This is a genomic window from Bacillus sp. sid0103, from assembly GCF_019219025.1.
Genome location: NZ_JAHUWN010000015.1, coordinates 78027 through 93909 on the forward strand (window position 1 = coordinate 78027; position 15883 = coordinate 93909).

A 15883-nucleotide genomic window follows, 5' to 3' on the forward strand; every position below is an offset into this window, starting at 1 on the left:
CAAAAAAGCTCGCTGGTTTTTCTTATGCTGTTGGCCAAGGGCTAAGAACTTTTTTCTTAGACTTTTTCCATTTAACCTGCATGATTAAGGTAATCAGCCCAATGATGCCAAGAAAGGCCAAGCTAATAAAAAAGCCTGGTCTGCTTGTTTTGTGAAAAAGTGTTCCGCTGACGGCAATTAAAATAAAAAGGGCGCCAATTGAGTACATAATTTTTTCCTTCAGTTTTAGCTCTAAGATTTTGCGAGAGGATGCCAGAATAAAAAGCCAATTATAAAGAAGCATTAATGCGGCACCAGTGGTAACCCACTCGTAAATTTTATTAGGCAGCACCAGGGCTGAAACAATAGAAGCCATAATACCAAGCATGGTGATAATTAGCGCGGCAAGGGGGACCTTCAATTTACCTTTCTTAGCAAAACTTACTGGCGCATCGCCCTCTTCACCAAGTGTCACAAGGACGCTTGTCACACCATAAAGTGAGGCTGTCATGGTAGAAAAACCTGCAATAATGAGTGTTGCATTAAAAATGTGTGGAACAAAAGCAAGATGGTAAGCATTTAAGGCGACAACGAAGGTACTTTCCTTCGTGTTAAACTGATTCCAAGGGACAATAATGACTGCCAGTCCAATCGAGACAATATAGATGACCATCAGGGTAAACAGCATCACCTTCCCCGCTTTTGGCGCCTCTTTTGGATCCTTCAATTTTGTTGCCATTAACCCTAAAATCTCAATCCCACCAAAGGCATAAAAAGCAAAAATAACAGACGGCCATAAGCCTTTCATGCCATGGGGAATAATATCCTTCCGGCTATTCGGATACTGAATGGCACGATCGCCGTCTATCACACCAAAAATAGCTAAGAGGGCTATTACGATAAACATTACTATCGCTGAGATTTTTAAAATTGCTAGAATGTTTTCGAGCTTGTTTAATACTTTTACACCGATTAAAATCACTGCTAACCCTAAAACCGCATAAATAGTCGCAAATATCCATAATGGTACTTTTGGCAGCCAAAAACGGGAAAAAATCGAGAGCGCCGTCATCTGGCTTCCCATGATTAGCACCTCTGAGGACCAGTAGACCCAGCCGCTGCTAAAACCTGCCCACCTGCCATAGGCTTTCTTTGCATATGATCTAAACCCGCCCTGTAAAGGTTGTTGGGACGTCATTTTGGATAAAGCATCATAAACGAAATACGTACCAAGGGCAGCCATCATAAACGCAACTAAAATAGATGGACCTGTCATCTTAATCGCAATTCCTGAGCCAAGGAAGAATCCTGTTCCAATGGTACAGCCTACTCCAAATAAGGAAAGCTGCCACCATTTCATGTTGTTTTTCTCGTCCCCGCCGGATTTGGATGTACTCATCAATATTCTCCTTTAATTAAAGATCTCGTCCGGTCGCCCCTGGCGATTTGTCGGTATTATCTTGATTATTATATTCTGGGTCGTTGAGCCCAGGCTTTTGGTTTCTGTTTCCGCCTAAATATTCCGCACGATGCTCCTTTTGCTCTTGTCTAAATTTGTCAAAGTTTTCATTTACCATAAAATCTCCTCTTTTCACCTAGTTTTTGATATTTCTTAAGATACTCGCCTGAACAATTCTTATGCAGTGAAAATTCACTGCAAAAAGATAAGGTTTTTGATGGAATTAAATTTTCATTACATAATCAACCGTGAAAAAAATGAAAATATAAAGGAACTATAAATACAACAAAATTTTAATGGTGAAATAGATTGAGCAATAAACATAGCGCTTTTCATTGAAAGGGGTATATCACATGTTATCAACACAGCAGTTAGCTGAGTTACGTTTACAATTGTTAAAAGAAAAGAGTGAGGTAAAAGAACATATAGAACAAAATGACCATTTTGGTTTAGAAAGAGGTCATTTTCATGAGTCGATGGGGGAGTTATCCAGCTATGATAACCATCCAGCTGATGAAGGAACAGAATTATTTGAGCGTGAGAAAGATATTGCTTTAAATGAACATTATCAATTTGAAATTAGAAATATAGATCACGCATTAGAAGCAATGGAAAATGGTACGTATGGAATCTGTGAGGTGTGCGGAAAGGAAATTCCACTAGAGCGTTTACAGGCATTACCAAATACAACCTATTGTATCGAGCACAGCCCCGATCAGGTTACTTCCCACAAACGACCGGTTGAAGAAGGAGTCCTCATGCCTCCATTTGGTAAATTTGATATGGATGAAAAGGATGAGAACGTGGCATTCGATGCAGAGGATTCCTGGCAGACTGTGGCCGCGTGGGGCACATCCGAAACGCCATCTGATTTAGCTTTTCCTCAGGATGATTATAATGAAATTTACACCGAAGCCGATGAAAATCTTGGCTATGTCGAGGATTATGAAAATTTTGTCGGCAATGACATGTATGGAAATAACATTAAGGTCTATCCAAATCCGAAGCATGAGCATTATGAAGATTCCCTCGATGAGGAAGGAATCATGACTAGTTTTGGGGATTTACCAGCGTTTGAACATGATCCTTATGTTGATGATGATAAATAATGAGGACAAAAAAAGAAAACAGCTTTCGAGTGAGAGCTGTTTTCTCTGATTTAATTATTTATCGTGTGGAATGGGGATATCTTCCCCGTTTGCATTATCAATCACTGCACCAATTTCGCCTTCTGTATACGTATCGCTAGCTTGCTCATGCGTAGTTGCAATCCCGGCAGATAGGTCATCGGTTTCTTGATAATAGCTTGGATGATAGAAACTGCCAGCCACTTCTTTCTTTGGATTTGCTTTCTGATTCTTATTGTCCATCTGTAATCCACCCTTTCATTGTTTGATACAAGGGTATTTTTTTCTTTTTTGAACAGGATTACTCCTAATAAAAAATAAATCTCAGGAAGGAGGTATCATAATGAACAAGAAAAATGAGTTTCCATCTCAGGAAGAATTAGATAAGGCTTTTCACTTCCTCCATGACCAAATTAATAAAATTTCTGTAATAGAAGAAGTTGAAATGGTTAAAGAAGAAATTGATGGCCATGAAGGATAAGTTTTACATATTTTGCACACCGTCAACATAACTTGAAGCGGGCAAGACTTTTTCTCTAGACCCATCTAGGTTACGTTTGCTATGATTTCTAGAGGTATTTTTAAAGGTGGTTTACTTATGGAAATGAGAGAAACTCTGGCTAAAAAAGTGGCCTGGATTAGTGTAATCAGTAACATTTTTCTTACATTAGGGAAAATAATCATTGGTTGGGTTGGCAATAGTGACGCGGTGTTCGCGGATGGGATCCATTCAGCAGCAGATGTCTTTGCCTCCGTGATTGTCCTGCTAGTAATAAAAATCGCTAATAAACCAGCCGATAATGAACATCCCTATGGGCATGGAAAAGCAGAAGTCATTGTTTCTGGAATTATCGGGATCTTGCTTTTTCTTGTCGCCATTTATGTGGTTTATGAAGGCATTAGCGGTTTCTTTCACGAAGTCGAATCACCAAGTTTACTGGCAATGTGGATTGCCCTATTCTCATTTGTAACGAAGATAATTTTATATCGAAGTTCGTTAAAGGTAGCAAAACAACATAACAGTAAGGCCATAGAGGCGATAGCATTTGATCATAAGGCAGATATTGTGGCCTCCATTGCGGCAGCCATCGGGGTGATCCTTTCCGTTGCCGGCAGCCGCTTTGATATTCATTTCTTACTATACGGTGATAAGGCAGCCAGTATTTTTGTCGCTTATTTAATTTTTAAAATTGCAAAAGAAATGTTAACCGAGGCTTTTGATATCCTACTTGAACGTAACATTAATACAGAAACACTTCAGGAATACATTGCCATTGTAAAGGGATTTAACGAAGTAAAGCGAATTGACCGGATTAGGGCAAGAGAGCTTGGGCATTATGTAGTGGTGGATTTACGGATTTCGATTGATCACTATAAAACCATTAAGCAGGGGCACGACCTGGCAAAAGCGATTAAACAAAAACTTATGGATAAAAACGATAACATTCAAGAAGTTTTAATTCATTTTAATCCCTTTTTTGCAGAAGATGAATAAATCCAAAAAAACTCCTTTGTACTTTAGGGGATTTGGGTTTATGATAAGATAGGAAATATAAAAAGTTAGAGGGAGTTGATATTTTTGTGTTATTCCGTAGACCCGGACCCAAGTAGTAGGCGAGGGGAAGTCAATGTGATCTTTGAATGGATTGAATTGAATATCAAGAATATCAACTCTAGAAAAGGTTGTTGGCTTCCTCGAACAAAGTGAGTGAGGAGGTTAAATCATGCTGGAAATTTTTAAAAGTACAGAGACAAAAGTTTTAGAAAAGGTAGATGTAATTTCAAAAGGGTGCTGGGTTAATATGTATGCCCCAACACAAGATGAGATCAATAAGGTATCAATGGAAGCTCAAGTCGATGTAGATATCATTAAGGATGCTCTCGATGATGAAGAACGTCCGAGGATTGAACGAGATGATGGCCGAGTCTATATCATTGTCGACTTTCCCTATATCGTTCATGATGAAAATGGTTTTGCTGGGTATGAAACGATTCCAATTGGCATTATTCTTACAGATGAATGTATCATTACCGTTTCCTTAAAAGATACCCCAATTTTAGAGGAATTCCGAAAAAACAGGGTAAAAGAGTTTTTTACATTTAAAAAGACCCGTTTTGCGTTGCAAATATTGTTCGTTATTTCTTCGTTTTATCTACGTTACTTAAAACAAATTAACAAGAAGACTAATGAAATTGAACATGTCGTTCATCAATCATTGAAAAATAAAGAGTTGTTCGCCTTTCTGGCATTAGAAAAAAGTTTGGTTTACTTTACGACTTCGTTAAAGTCGAACAAGGTTGTCCTCGATAAGATCCTTCGTTTTAACTATTTAAAAATGTATGAAGAAGACAAGGACTTATTAGAAGACGTTATTATTGAAAAAACACAGGCGATTGAAATGGCCGAAACCTATCGCTCGATTTTAACAGGAATGATGAATGCCTTCGCATCCATTATTTCAAATAACTTAAACATCGTAATGAAGTTCTTAACTTCGATTACCATTATTCTATCCTTCCCAACGATGGTGGCGAGTTTTTACGGGATGAATGTGGATATTCCCTTTCAGCATGCTACCCATTCCTATGCGATACCACTAGTAATCTCAGCATTTTTAACGAGTTTAACAGCTTTTGTTTTTTGGAAAAAGAAATATTTTTAGAAACCAGTCTATTTAAAGGCTGGTTTTTTCATGAGTTTTACAATTTTTCTGAAAATTTTCCCAACTTTATTCAGCGTACAAATTGATATTTAACCTTGATTTTTTGAATAGGCTTAAATATCAGCGTAAGGGCTGTAATTAAGTTGAGGGGAGTTTCTTGATGAAAAAAAGGAGAATTCTTGGTTCAGCATTACTTAGTCTTGTAATGGGTGTTTCAATGTTTGCAACCGCAGCATTTGGACAGCAAACAAACAATCAGGAAACATATCGGGTGTTAATTCAAGGCCCAGTCCATGAAAAGGCAAAAGTGAAAGTGAGCCTAGGGGTCCGCTGGGACTTTGAAAGCAAGGGTTTTACAACCACTGTTAATGCACATCAATATCAAGCACTATTAAACAACAAGAATTTAACCATTGAGAGATTACCAGAATTGCAGCTGGTCACTATCCCAGATCTGGCAGCGAAACCAGGTGGCACAACTGGTTCAGTACCTAGTGATCAAACTCCCTGGGGTATTCAAGCCATTTATAATGATCCAGCGATAGCAAAAACTTCGGGTGGAAGCGGAATAAGGGTAGCGGTCCTGGATACTGGTGTGAATGTTAGTCATGCAGATTTAACTAGCAATGTAGAACAATGTAAGGATTTTTCCCAAAGCAAGATTTCTTTGGTTGAGGGAAGCTGCTCCGATGGCAATGGTCACGGAACACATGTCTCCGGAACAGTTCTTGCCAACGGCGGAAGCAATGGCCAGGGCATTTACGGGGTAGCACCAGAAGCAAAACTTTGGTCCTATAAAGTGTTAAACAACCGGGGCAGCGGTTATTCCGATGATATTGCTGCAGCCATTCGAAAAGCAGCTGATGAAACAACAAGGACTGGATCCCATGTGATTATTTCGATGTCGCTTGGGTCAAGCGTAAAGGATTCGCTCATATCAAGTGCTGTTGATTATGCCTATAGTAAAGGTGTACTAGTTGTCGCAGCTGCCGGTAATGATGGTCCAACTAGCAACACTATAGGCTATCCTGGGGCACTAGAAAATGTTATAGCAGTTGCTGCTTTAGAAAACGTCATAGAAAATGGCACCTATCGTGTAGCTGATTTTTCATCGCGAGGGAATCCAAGCACCGATGGTGACTATGTGATAAAAGAGCGTGATGTAGAAGTTTCGGCACCTGGAAGAGCGATTGAATCAACATGGAAGGACGGAGGGTATAACACCATTAGTGGAACATCAATGGCGACACCGCATGTATCAGGGCTTGCAGCAAAGATTTGGGCAGCCAATCCATCCTGGTCGAATTTACAGCTTCGGTCAGTACTTCAAAATCGTGCAAAGAATAATGACATTAAGGGAGGATCAGGATCAGCAACGGGCGATGATTACGCATCAGGATTTGGTTTTCCGAGGGCTCAGTAATACTTTTAAAGGTTATCAGGCCATTGTGCCTTGATGACCTTTTGTGTATAAAGTCGAAATTATTAAAATGATAAGAAAAATAATGTCAGGAGAACACTGTTTGATGTAAAATAAGGTAAAAAGAAAGGTTAGTCTGGTGGCAATATGGAATATGGAGCCCTGATTAAATTCTACCGAACTCAAAGAGGAATAACACAAGCAGAGCTTTCAAAGGGAATTTGCTCTGTCCCGCATTTAAGTAAGATTGAGAATAACTCAAAAGAAGCAAACGAAGCGACAATCGCTCTTTTACTCAAGCGGTTAAATATCGGCCTTGAAGAGATGGAGGAAAAGGAAGAAGAAATTAAAAGTTTACTAAAGAGGTTAGACGAGAAGATAAACTTTTATCTAAGTGATGAAATCGAAGAAAATTATCAAAAACTTGTGGAAATTGAACACCTGATCCCATTTTCTCACTATATTTATATTTACGAGCTATACAAGTTGCGATACTTAATTTTTAAAGGACAAATTGATGAGGCCGATGGGCAACGAGCACTTTTATATAAGCAAAAGAAAAATTTTTCCCAACATGAAGACTATTTATTTCGCTACTATAATGCGATATTCTTAATGTGGAAGGGTCAATATCAACAAGCAGATGATATCCTCGATGCCTTACATACAGAAAACAATAAAGAAACGACGAGCGGGGAATTTCTTTACCATCGTTCACTGGTAAAAAGTTCACTAGAGCAATCAGGACATGCTATCCATTTTGGAAAAATGGCACTTCACATATTCATGAATCAGCACAACTTCATTAGAATTCTTCATACCCTTATGCTGCTAGGCATTAATTTTACCCATTCCAATATTTACGAAGAAGCACAAGAGTGTTTTCAACATTTAATCCGTAATGCAGAATTACTAAGAAAAGAAAAACTACTTCCCCAAATCTATCACAATATGGGCCATTTGCAATTTAAAATGAAGAATGCAAAGGAAGCGCTCTACTATTATGAAAAAAGTTTGGCCCTGCAGCCAAACAAAAACCAGCACTACCTAGTTACTTTATATGCGATCGGGGAGCTTCACCATTCTCATAAATCATTAGAGAAAGCGAAGCTTTGTTTCCAAGAAGTGAACTTGTTGTCAAAAGAACTATCCGTAAAAAAATATCGCATCTTAGCTGACTTTTATCTTCTTCTCCTATCATCACCTGTAAAAGCTTTCAAATATTTGGAGGCAAAAGTCATTCCTTACTTTGAAGAGGAAAACGAACATAGTGATGACTTAACCCATTTTTATAAAATGCTTGCAGAATATTACAGTCAAAAGGGTATGGTTATCGATGCAGTAAAATATTTAAATAAAATAATCTAAGAATAAGGAGGCATTTTTCATGAAAAAGTTTGTTATCCTATTGTTTTCAATTTCACTGATTACACTTTTCACCACAACAAAAGATGTGAAAGTGTCACCGTCAGTGTATACTCTGGCCAGTTCAATTGATGATAATGTGAACAATCATCCGATTCAACCACCGATTGGCTGATTGTAAATCCCTGAACCTATCAGGGATTTTTTTTTGAAGATTTGAATGTTAATCAATAATTACGCAGACAATACTAGGAAAATATGATTATGAAAGGTGATTAGTATGAAAAAAGCAGTTAAGAAGCAAGCTCTGAGGGAAATTGAAAGTAAATCTACCCAAGACCTTTATGGAATTGAGCCAAAAATGAGTTTACAGTCGGTTAATTTTGCTCCAAGTGAAAATACATACCTAAATGAGCATTTTGATGGAGAAGATAAGCAATGTGATTAATGCCGTTTTTTATTTTGAGAATAGAAGGAATGAAACCAGCAGGAAGTAGGGCATGCTAAAAGCATGTGTTTTTTATTACGGAAAAGTTTTAAGGAGGAAATCATGAAATCATTTGTAGTCGGATTCCATCAAGAAGATAATGTCGATAGCATGCAAATTCAAAAACTTAGCCAGGACGATTTTACGAAAGCAACAGAAGGTGGAACAAGGCACTTATTCGAGCTCGACACAAACATTGGTTTTTTTGTGTTTTTTGATGGAGAAGATGTGGACGGAGACCTCTCATACATGGTTTTGCATTATGAAGAAGACAATGAAGATCCTGTCGGCTGCTACTCCTTCCAATTGAAGGACTTCTACGAATTTATGGCATTGTTCTTAAATGACATGGAATTTAATGAAGAACCAGACGATGAAGACCAAGAAGAATACGGACCGATTCACCACTTAGCCCATCTCTTGTTCCATATCGTCGCAGAAGGAAAGGACTTAGAAGCGTAAAAAGCAGTCAGATTTGGGTCGGTTTATGTGAAATGAATGGTTGAGGACACCTAATTTAGGTGTCCTTTATTGGTTTGGGCGCTTTTTTTCTCATATGTGTAATTCTGACGGAGTATTTGGTGAATTAATGGGCGAATTTTCAGCATGAAATGAGCGAATTTTTATGTTCAATGGGCGAATATCGAAGTTTAATGGGCGAATTATAGAACCTTATGGGCGAATGCAGTTTTACCCTATAAAAAATAGAAATTAAAACTCACCATGGGAACTTCCTTGGGGCATAGGACCAGGATCTGTATTTCCCCATGCATTGAAGGTCACAAGATAACAGTATTCTTTTCGCAACATCCCGAGACTTCAAGTGAGCAAATTCCCGAAACTGCTTATTAGTAATAGTCGAGTCAAACAGTAGAAAATAATCCTTCAGTGCATTAATATGTGCATCCTTTGAAAAAGTATTGCAGGAAGGGCAGTACCAATTTTGGTTTTTACGAATTAGGGAATGATTAGAGTTGGAAGGGCAGTGGACACCTGTTATTAGTTCAGATCTTTGAATTCCGTATTTTTTCAATACATAGCTCGTCGGCAGGGTATTCAATTTCACGAGGAGACGGCAAAACTTTCGGAGGTCTTTGGCGGTCAGCAACGGCTTCGAATATTGTTTCTCTAAATAAGTAATTTTGTTTAAGAAGGCGTCAGCCTTACAAACTCGTGGTTTAACTTTGTGGGAGTTTCTTCCTGTAATTGCATAGGAAGTATGCCCATTACTGATCACCACTAAATATTCGACTGGTACAGGAGGGAAATGATGGGCAGCAAGAAGTTTTTGCAAGTATTGCTGATGCCTTTTGGCCTGAGCAATCGGATCGGGGTATCCTTTTTCAGTTCCATTATTGATTTGGATAAATTGTTCATTTTCGGTATCAAATATTAACTTTCCAGCCATATTTTTCACGTCAATCGCTAAGGCAAATTCAGGTGTTAAAAGTAGGGTATCAATTTGGCAGTTGTAGTCACCATCTGGAAGGTTTAAATCGTGGAGGATCATATATTTTTGATACGGAAGCTCACGATAATAGTAATCGAGCGATTTCTCACCCAGGTATCCGGCCAACCGCCTTCCATGTTCTTCTACAATCTGTTGATACTTTTGGTGACTGTAGGGAAGACGCCGCAGTAAAGCTTCTAAAATAAGCAAAATTAATGGCTTTGTCCTTTCTTTAATTACCAAAATCATCACTCCTCTCGTTTTAAAAATAAAATTCTAATAAAAGGACTGAAATTCCTGCCGAATTTTATCGATTCTTGTAAAATATTTTCGGGATATAATTTTTTCAGTAGATGTGTAGTTTCAATGGGCGAATTTGGGTGTTTAATGAGCGAATTTCGTCCTTCAATGGGCGAATTACCAAGGGAAATGAGCGAATTCCAGCTTTCAATGAGCGAATCCCCATTTTCGCTAAGACAGGCTTACCGTGACTACATGGCCGGTAAGTTTGCAGAATAACAAAAATAAGCACTTGGGATACGTAAGCCCAAGTGCTTTTAATAGTGTAATAATATAAGTTGAAGCTAAACGGGAGCCCCCGCTTATTATCCTTTTGCAGATTTCTTACTCACTACGACCCGGGCATTGCCCATGAATAAGATCGTAATCGCTGCAATCCCAATCGGAATCAGGGTTAGTAAAAAGGTATGTGTAATCGAAGCGGACATTGCATGTATAATTTTATCCAAAATAAAATCTGGAATTTTTGAGCGTTCACTTGCTTGGAAGATTTGGCGCGGATCCCCCATTTTAAAATTTCCTGCCCCTTGCATGCCTTGAAACGCATCTTTCAATTTATCTGTAAACAAGTTGTTCTGCAGGGAGCCATAGATCGTTACTCCAAGTGTCATGCCAAAAGACCGTAAAAAGGAATTCGTCGAGTTGGCTGTACCGCGGTATTGCGGTTCCAAATTGTGCATGGAAGCAGTTGGCAGCAAGGAGAATGAAAAACCAACCCCAAAGCCGACCAATATCATATAGATTGTCAGCAGCCAGCGCGCCGTATCAACCGTCAACGTGCCAAGGAAGTACATACCTAGAACATATGAAATAATCGAAACAATCATCAAATTACGGTAGGACGTTTTCGTTAAGAAAATCCCGCCGACAGAACTTCCAGCAACAGAACCAAGCATCATTGGTGTCAAAATCAATCCGGCATTCTTAGCCGACCCACCGTAGACCGCTTGAACGAAGATAGGTATAAATACGGTTAAAATAATAAACGTTCCTCCATACAAAAATGACAAGATTTGCGAGGTGGCAAACAAGCGTCTTTTGAACAGCCAAAGTGGTAAAATCGGTTCAGCAGCCTTTATTTCAGCAATGAAAAACGCTACAAAAAAGACGAAGAAACTGGCAAATAAACCGATGATTGGAGTTGAGTCCCAGGCGTATTCTTTCCCGCCTAGTTCAAGCCCAAACATTAAGCTTACAACCGAAATGACCAGTGTAATCGCCCCAAGCCAATCAACTTTTTGCTTGGAATGCTCTAATGATTCATGATAATAACGAACAATTAAAAAGATCGACACAATTCCAATTGGTACGTTTACATAGAAAACCCAATGCCAACTAATATAATCGGTAATGTATGCACCAAGTAATGGTCCTAATACACTTGAGGCCCCAAAGACAGCTCCAAGTAAACCGGTCATTTTCCCACGGTTTTCGGGTGGGAAAATATCAAAAACGATGGTAAAGGCAATTGGCATCAGAGCCCCGCCGCCGATTCCCTGAATCGCTCGATAAATGCTAAGCTGGATGATATTTTGGGCTACACCACATAATGCCGAGCCAATCAGGAAGACGATTAATCCAAACATAAAAAAACGTTTCCGTCCGTACATATCGGAAAGTTTACCGAAAATAGGCATTCCTGCCATTACCGCAACCATATAGGCTGAGGTAACCCAAATAAATTTATCAAACCCGCCTAGATCTGCCACAATAGTAGCCATCGCCGTAGCTACAATCGTATTGTCCATCGCTGCCATTAAAATTGCTAACAATAAACCTGCTACAACCGGTTTAAGATTCGTGTCTTTTTTGATCATAAAATTTCCCCTTACTCAAGTAAAATAATTTGTAAAGTAAACGCTCCTTCGATGAATTTTAAAATCGTTAGAAAGAATTAACAATGCTATTGATAATCAAACTAAACCAATTTAATAGGAAGGATTTAGACTGTAAATTTTTACATAAAAGCCGTCTTGCAGTCATAAAGGGAAGAAAAGGGACTCAGCCGCTGAGTCCCTTCGTTTAGTTTCCTATGAACGCTTACCGTTGGAAAAACTCGACCTTTTCACCATCGGGGCCTAGTACAAAGAAATTTCGATAGCCGTTCGGAAGTGTCACAATCTCATCACTAAAGAAAACTACATTGACACCCTTTAATCGGCCGAATTCCTCTTCAATATCGTCCACCAAGAAGGCAACGTGATTGACTTTACCTTCAGCTGGAAAATCAGGATTACCACCAGTCACTAATTCCAATTCTGTTTCGTCAGACCCATTAAACCCAAGGAAGGCTAACGTTCTTGTACCGTTTGCAATCGTAAATTGGTCTTTTAACTCCATCCCAACCACTTTTTGATAAAAAAGAAGTGAGGCATCAAGTTCGCTTACCATTACGCCAACATGGTCCATTTTCCTAACAGCCATTTGGTTTCCCCCTTATATGTACCCTGTTACGCTTTTAAAACATCATGGTCAACATAGCGTTCACCATTTATTTCACTGATTACATTGATTGCGACTTTAGCACCATCGCCAGCCGTAATAATGGTGTGCATACTTACACCAGCAACTGTTCCCGCAGCCCAAATGCCGTCAATATTTGTTTTCCCAGCAGCATCAACATTAAATACAGTCTTGATTCTTGGCTCTGTACCTGGCTTGGTTTGTAAACCTGCAGATTCAGCTAGATCAACAGACATACCTGTAGCGAGGATAACATGTTTAGCTTCATATTCACCTTGGTCGGTTTCAACTTTAAATCCAGCTTCCGTTTTGCTAATAGTGGATACAGAAGCTTGGACAATTTCAGCACCAAATTTGCTTGCTTGTTTTTTCCCAGTTTCAACAAGATCTGGTCCAGTAATTTCTGCAACCCCATAGTGATTTTCAATCCATGCCCTCTTCGTCACACTCTTATCATTATCGATAACCACAGTTTTCTTTCCAGCTTTCGCAGTAAAAAGGGCTGCACTTGCGCCAGTAGGTCCAGCGCCAACAATTAATACATCAAACATAATTGTAACCTCCAATATATAGAAAATTTGATTTCAAAATAAGATTAGCGCAAATAGAAACATAAGTAAAATCAACTGCCCTTTATTTTGAAAAATATTTGAATTTTTATAATAAACAAATTACGCTAGAATAAGCAGCAAAAAAAGATATAGGAGATCGATAGGAATGGATATTCAGCCATTAGGTGATTTAGCAATTCGAATTTGTTTTGGGGATGGAATCAATGAAATGATTCATGAGCGAGTTCAATACTTTACTTCTATGCTTCATTGCTCGAACATCCCCGGTATCATTGAATGGGTACCTGCCTATAATACGATCGCCATCTATTATCGGCCTGAAATTATTAGCTACAATAAATTAGTAGAGACAGTAGAAAAGCTTTATCACACATCTGCTGCCGCAAAACCGCGTCAACCTATTGTTTATGAGATTCCCGTTTATTATGGTGGAGAAACAGGTCTGGATCTGCCTTTTATTGCACAGTATCACAAACTCAGTGAGGAAGAAGTTATTTCACTGCATACTGATAAGGAATACTTAATTTATATGGTTGGCTTTGTTCCTGGTTTTCCCTATCTCGGCGGACTTTCGCCACAGTTAGCGGTCCCAAGGCTTGAACATCCTCGTCCAAGAGTGCCAGCGGGCACAGTCGGAATTGGGGGAGAACAAACAGGTATATATCCATCAGAGGTACCTTCTGGATGGCGGATTATTGGGATTACACCTGTTAAGCTTTTCGAGATTGAAAAACCAAACCCTTGTTTATTTTCTGCAGGAGACTATATTAAGTTTTTCCCAATTAATGGGGATGAATATCAACGGATAAAGAAGTTAGTAGAGGAAAATAAATACAAACTGTCTCAATATGTAAAAAGGGAGGTTGACGTTGACAGATGAATATCGTTGATTTAAACAGTGATCTTGGTGAGAGTTATGGTGTATATTCCATCGGCAATGATCAAGAAGTATTAAAATACATTTCTTCCGCCAATATTGCCTGTGGTTATCATGCGGGTGATCATAATGTCATGTTCGAAACGGTAAGGCTGGCGAAAAAATATCGAGTGCAAATTGGAGCACATCCTGGCTTACCAGACATTCCTGGTTTCGGAAGAAGGGAAATGTACCTCTCACCGCGCGAGATTTACAACCTAGTTATCTATCAAATTGGCTCGTTAGCAGCAGTCTGTAAGGTGAACGGAACCACCCTTTCACATGTGAAGCCACACGGTGCTTTGTATAATATGGCCGCTAAGAATCTACAAATTGCCAAAGCAATTGCAGAAGCAATTGTTGATTTCGATCCTACGCTAGTTTTATTTGGGTTATCAGGAAGTGAATTGGTGAAGGCAGGGGAAGAAAAAGGACTGTTTGTTGCACACGAGGTTTTTGCGGATCGGACTTACCAGCCTGATGGAACCTTAACTTTAAGGTCGAAAGAGAATGCGTTGATCCATGACACACACGTTGCGATTAACAGAGTTATCCGGATGATTAAGGAAGGGAAAGTGACTGCTGTTGATGGGACGGATATTATGATTAAAGCAGATACGATTTGTGTTCATGGGGATAGTCCAAAGGCATTGGAGTTCGTAACAGAATTAAAGCATGCCCTCATCCGAGAAAAAATTTCAATTGGAAAGAGCTGGCGCAAGTAATGAAAATGCCTGTTTTTAGAGTCATCAAACCGGGATTGCAAACAACCGTCCAAGATTTAGGGAGATATGGATATCAACAATTCGGAATCAGTCCTTCAGGGGCAATGGACCCTTACTCAATGCAGTTGGCTAATATACTTGTAGGGAATGATCCAGGGGAGGCCGTACTAGAAGCATCCTTTTTAGGACCTGTTTTAGAAGCTGTTAGTGACATGGTCATAGCCATTTGTGGCGGGAATTTTTCTCCGGAGATAGGTAACCGCGAAGCTCCTATGTGGAAGAGTTTTCTTTTAAAAAAAGGGGAGATCCTTTCTATAGGTTCATATAAGCAAGGTGCCAGGGCCTATCTTGCCATGAAGGGTGGAATCGATGTTCCTGTTGTCTTAAAAAGCAAAGCCACCTCTTTAAATGGAGGCTTTGGAGGGTATGAAGGACGTCCATTGCAAAAAGGTGATCTTTTATACGGTAACCCGGTAATTAAGAAGCCGTGGAAGTCATTGCATCCAGAGTTAATTCCGCAATTTAATAAACAGCTTACTGTCAGGGTTATTCTTGGTCCCCATCAACAAATGTTTACTGAAAAGAGCATCGAGCAATTTCTTTTCGAAAAATATGTCGTGACACCACAGTCTAATCGAATGGGCTACCAACTAAGGGGGCAGAAACTGGAGCACACACTAAGTCCGGATATCATCTCAGATCCCATTCCTCTCGGTGGAATCCAGGTATCTGCTAACGGACAGCCCATCATTCTCATGGCAGACCGGCAAACAACCGGCGGTTACACAAGAATAGGTACCGTTATTTCAGTCGATATTCCGCTGCTTGCTCAAGCGGTACCTGACACCACTATTAGCTTCACTGAGGTTTCACTTGAGGAAGCACAAAGATTGTATTTAGAGAGACTGAAGTTTATTAAGCTATTGAAGGTTGCTGCTAAATAATAAGTGCTTTTTT

19 protein-coding genes are annotated in these 15883 nt (G+C 39.3%); 12 read left to right on the forward strand and 7 right to left on the reverse strand.

The genetic code is table 11. The features are described from left to right. Nucleotides 1-22 precede the first annotated feature (22 nt). On the reverse strand, nucleotides 23-1378 hold the full coding sequence (locus KW850_RS17370) for an amino acid permease (protein ID WP_218348849.1): 1356 nt from the start codon (nucleotides 1376-1378) through the stop codon (nucleotides 23-25). Nucleotides 1379-1394: 16 nt separating this feature from the next. Next, on the reverse strand, nucleotides 1395-1556 hold the full coding sequence (locus KW850_RS17375) for a hypothetical protein (RefSeq protein ID WP_218348850.1): 162 nt from the start codon (nucleotides 1554-1556) through the stop codon (nucleotides 1395-1397). 235 nt (nucleotides 1557-1791) lie between these two features. On the opposite strand from KW850_RS17375, the gene KW850_RS17380 reads away from it, so the two are divergent. Beyond that, a complete protein-coding gene (locus KW850_RS17380) occupies nucleotides 1792-2547 on the forward strand; it encodes a yteA family sporulation protein (RefSeq protein ID WP_218348851.1) in 756 nt (251 codons plus the stop codon). A 54-nt stretch (nucleotides 2548-2601) separates the two neighbouring features. Here KW850_RS17380 and KW850_RS17385 read toward each other — a convergent pair whose 3' ends face one another. Next, nucleotides 2602-2808 carry a YozQ family protein gene (locus tag KW850_RS17385; RefSeq protein ID WP_218348857.1) on the reverse strand — a complete coding sequence of 69 codons (207 nt, stop codon included), beginning with the start codon at nucleotides 2806-2808 and terminating at the stop codon, nucleotides 2602-2604. A gap of 100 nt (nucleotides 2809-2908) precedes the next feature. On the opposite strand from KW850_RS17385, the gene KW850_RS17390 reads away from it, so the two are divergent. The 8 genes from KW850_RS17390 (at nucleotide 2909) to KW850_RS17425 (ending at nucleotide 8962) form a co-directional block, all read left to right on the forward strand. Continuing rightward, on the forward strand, nucleotides 2909-3046 hold the full coding sequence (locus KW850_RS17390; protein WP_218348859.1) for a hypothetical protein: 138 nt from the start codon (nucleotides 2909-2911) through the stop codon (nucleotides 3044-3046). 117 nt (nucleotides 3047-3163) lie between these two features. Next, complete coding sequence (locus tag KW850_RS17395; RefSeq protein WP_218348860.1) at nucleotides 3164-4060, forward strand: cation diffusion facilitator family transporter; 897 nt, start codon at nucleotides 3164-3166, stop codon at nucleotides 4058-4060. Nucleotides 4061-4289: 229 nt separating this feature from the next. Then, nucleotides 4290-5228, forward strand: a complete 939-nt coding sequence (locus KW850_RS17400) for a magnesium transporter CorA family protein (protein ID WP_218348861.1) — start codon at nucleotides 4290-4292, stop codon at nucleotides 5226-5228. Between the two features lie 160 nt (nucleotides 5229-5388). After that, the gene (locus KW850_RS17405) at nucleotides 5389-6651 is read left to right on the forward strand and encodes a S8 family peptidase (protein ID WP_218348863.1); all 1263 of its coding nucleotides are present in this window, start codon (nucleotides 5389-5391) and stop codon (nucleotides 6649-6651) included. A gap of 144 nt (nucleotides 6652-6795) precedes the next feature. Beyond that, complete coding sequence (locus KW850_RS17410) at nucleotides 6796-8016, forward strand: tetratricopeptide repeat protein (RefSeq protein WP_218348864.1); 1221 nt, start codon at nucleotides 6796-6798, stop codon at nucleotides 8014-8016. A gap of 19 nt (nucleotides 8017-8035) precedes the next feature. Continuing rightward, nucleotides 8036-8188, forward strand: coding sequence for a hypothetical protein (locus KW850_RS17415; RefSeq protein WP_218348866.1), 153 nt, complete (start codon nucleotides 8036-8038; stop codon nucleotides 8186-8188). 105 nt (nucleotides 8189-8293) lie between these two features. Then, nucleotides 8294-8461 carry a hypothetical protein gene (locus tag KW850_RS17420; RefSeq protein ID WP_218348868.1) on the forward strand — a complete coding sequence of 56 codons (168 nt, stop codon included), beginning with the start codon at nucleotides 8294-8296 and terminating at the stop codon, nucleotides 8459-8461. A 102-nt stretch (nucleotides 8462-8563) separates the two neighbouring features. Next, complete coding sequence (locus KW850_RS17425) at nucleotides 8564-8962, forward strand: cytosolic protein (protein WP_218348870.1); 399 nt, start codon at nucleotides 8564-8566, stop codon at nucleotides 8960-8962. Between the two features lie 256 nt (nucleotides 8963-9218). Here KW850_RS17425 and KW850_RS17430 read toward each other — a convergent pair whose 3' ends face one another. The 4 genes from KW850_RS17430 to KW850_RS17445 all read right to left on the reverse strand — a co-directional run bounded on the left by KW850_RS17430 (nucleotide 9219) and on the right by KW850_RS17445 (nucleotide 13264). Further along, entirely contained in the window at nucleotides 9219-10193 is a 975-nt protein-coding gene (locus KW850_RS17430) for a nuclease-related domain-containing protein (protein WP_218348871.1), read from the reverse strand. A gap of 362 nt (nucleotides 10194-10555) precedes the next feature. Further along, nucleotides 10556-12067: an MDR family MFS transporter gene (locus KW850_RS17435; RefSeq protein WP_218348872.1), complete on the reverse strand. Its 1512-nt coding sequence runs from the start codon at nucleotides 12065-12067 to the stop codon at nucleotides 10556-10558. Between the two features lie 223 nt (nucleotides 12068-12290). Then, nucleotides 12291-12674, reverse strand: coding sequence for a VOC family protein (locus KW850_RS17440; protein ID WP_218348874.1), 384 nt, complete (start codon nucleotides 12672-12674; stop codon nucleotides 12291-12293). 26 nt (nucleotides 12675-12700) lie between these two features. Then, entirely contained in the window at nucleotides 12701-13264 is a 564-nt protein-coding gene (locus tag KW850_RS17445) for an NAD(P)/FAD-dependent oxidoreductase (protein WP_218348876.1), read from the reverse strand. Between the two features lie 166 nt (nucleotides 13265-13430). On the opposite strand from KW850_RS17445, the gene pxpB reads away from it, so the two are divergent. Genes pxpB through KW850_RS17460 form a run of 3 tightly spaced genes read left to right on the forward strand, consistent with a single transcriptional unit; the run spans nucleotide 13431 to nucleotide 15870 of the window. After that, nucleotides 13431-14165, forward strand: coding sequence for a 5-oxoprolinase subunit PxpB (pxpB, locus tag KW850_RS17450; RefSeq protein ID WP_218348877.1), 735 nt, complete (start codon nucleotides 13431-13433; stop codon nucleotides 14163-14165). Further along, entirely contained in the window at nucleotides 14162-14926 is a 765-nt protein-coding gene (locus KW850_RS17455) for a LamB/YcsF family protein (protein ID WP_218348878.1), read from the forward strand. The genes pxpB and KW850_RS17455 overlap by 4 nt, the downstream gene beginning before the upstream one ends. Then, nucleotides 14926-15870, forward strand: a complete 945-nt coding sequence (locus tag KW850_RS17460) for a 5-oxoprolinase subunit C family protein (RefSeq protein WP_218348880.1) — start codon at nucleotides 14926-14928, stop codon at nucleotides 15868-15870. Before KW850_RS17455 ends, KW850_RS17460 begins: the two co-directional genes overlap by 1 nt. The last annotated feature ends 13 nt before the right edge of the window (nucleotides 15871-15883 follow it).

Excerpts from the sequence above, each read along its gene's own strand:
- KW850_RS17370 (WP_218348849.1), bottom strand. The coding sequence starts at position 1,378 with ATGAGTACATCCAAATCCGGCGGGGACGAGAAAAACAACATGAAATGG.
- KW850_RS17375 (WP_218348850.1), bottom strand. The coding sequence starts at position 1,556 with ATGGTAAATGAAAACTTTGACAAATTTAGACAAGAGCAAAAGGAGCAT.
- KW850_RS17380 (WP_218348851.1), top strand. The coding sequence starts at position 1,792 with ATGTTATCAACACAGCAGTTAGCTGAGTTACGTTTACAATTGTTAAAA.
- KW850_RS17385 (WP_218348857.1), bottom strand. The coding sequence starts at position 2,808 with ATGGACAATAAGAATCAGAAAGCAAATCCAAAGAAAGAAGTGGCTGGC.
- KW850_RS17390 (WP_218348859.1), top strand. The coding sequence starts at position 2,909 with ATGAACAAGAAAAATGAGTTTCCATCTCAGGAAGAATTAGATAAGGCT.
- KW850_RS17395 (WP_218348860.1), top strand. The coding sequence starts at position 3,164 with ATGGAAATGAGAGAAACTCTGGCTAAAAAAGTGGCCTGGATTAGTGTA.
- KW850_RS17400 (WP_218348861.1), top strand. The coding sequence starts at position 4,290 with ATGCTGGAAATTTTTAAAAGTACAGAGACAAAAGTTTTAGAAAAGGTA.
- KW850_RS17405 (WP_218348863.1), top strand. The coding sequence starts at position 5,389 with ATGAAAAAAAGGAGAATTCTTGGTTCAGCATTACTTAGTCTTGTAATG.
- KW850_RS17410 (WP_218348864.1), top strand. The coding sequence starts at position 6,796 with ATGGAATATGGAGCCCTGATTAAATTCTACCGAACTCAAAGAGGAATA.
- KW850_RS17415 (WP_218348866.1), top strand. The coding sequence starts at position 8,036 with ATGAAAAAGTTTGTTATCCTATTGTTTTCAATTTCACTGATTACACTT.
- KW850_RS17420 (WP_218348868.1), top strand. The coding sequence starts at position 8,294 with ATGAAAAAAGCAGTTAAGAAGCAAGCTCTGAGGGAAATTGAAAGTAAA.
- KW850_RS17425 (WP_218348870.1), top strand. The coding sequence starts at position 8,564 with ATGAAATCATTTGTAGTCGGATTCCATCAAGAAGATAATGTCGATAGC.
- KW850_RS17435 (WP_218348872.1), bottom strand. The coding sequence starts at position 12,067 with ATGATCAAAAAAGACACGAATCTTAAACCGGTTGTAGCAGGTTTATTG.
- KW850_RS17440 (WP_218348874.1), bottom strand. The coding sequence starts at position 12,674 with ATGGCTGTTAGGAAAATGGACCATGTTGGCGTAATGGTAAGCGAACTT.
- KW850_RS17445 (WP_218348876.1), bottom strand. The coding sequence starts at position 13,264 with ATGTTTGATGTATTAATTGTTGGCGCTGGACCTACTGGCGCAAGTGCA.
- pxpB (WP_218348877.1), top strand. The coding sequence starts at position 13,431 with ATGGATATTCAGCCATTAGGTGATTTAGCAATTCGAATTTGTTTTGGG.
- KW850_RS17455 (WP_218348878.1), top strand. The coding sequence starts at position 14,162 with ATGAATATCGTTGATTTAAACAGTGATCTTGGTGAGAGTTATGGTGTA.
- KW850_RS17460 (WP_218348880.1), top strand. The coding sequence starts at position 14,926 with ATGAAAATGCCTGTTTTTAGAGTCATCAAACCGGGATTGCAAACAACC.